Source organism: Pseudomonas sp. BP01 (assembly GCF_022760795.1).
GTDB lineage: Bacteria > Pseudomonadota > Gammaproteobacteria > Pseudomonadales > Pseudomonadaceae > Aquipseudomonas > Aquipseudomonas putida_Q.
Window position 1 is genome coordinate 1 of sequence record NZ_JAFBKA010000116.1, and the last position, 326, is coordinate 326.

The following is a 326-nucleotide window of genomic DNA, read 5'->3' on the forward strand; positions in this document are numbered from 1 at the left end:
TGCCGACGTAGACGTTGTCCGGCGCGGTCACGGTGATCGAACCGCTGGTGCCGTTGGCCGGTACGGTGATGACGGTCTTGCCGTCGCTCAGCGTGAAGGTCAAGGCGCCGTGGTTGTTGATCGGCAGGCCGTCTTTGTTGGTCAGGGTGATGGTGTAGGTGATCTCGCCGCCTTCGGTGACCGAAGGCGTTGCGGTCAGCTTGGCCACCACTTCGTCGGTGGTGTCGGTGACATCCACTTTCGCAGCGCCGCCCAACTCCAGGTTTTCAAAGGTGGCGCCGGTAGCGTCTACCGCCGATTTAATGCCAACGCTGATTTCACCAGCG

Annotated in this window: 1 protein-coding gene; it reads right to left on the reverse strand. The window is 61.7% G+C overall.

What is annotated here, in order from left to right; all coding sequences use genetic code 11:
* Nucleotides 1-326: immunoglobulin-like domain-containing protein (locus JOY50_RS28735; protein WP_243056197.1), on the reverse strand; the 326-nt coding region annotated here is incomplete at both ends.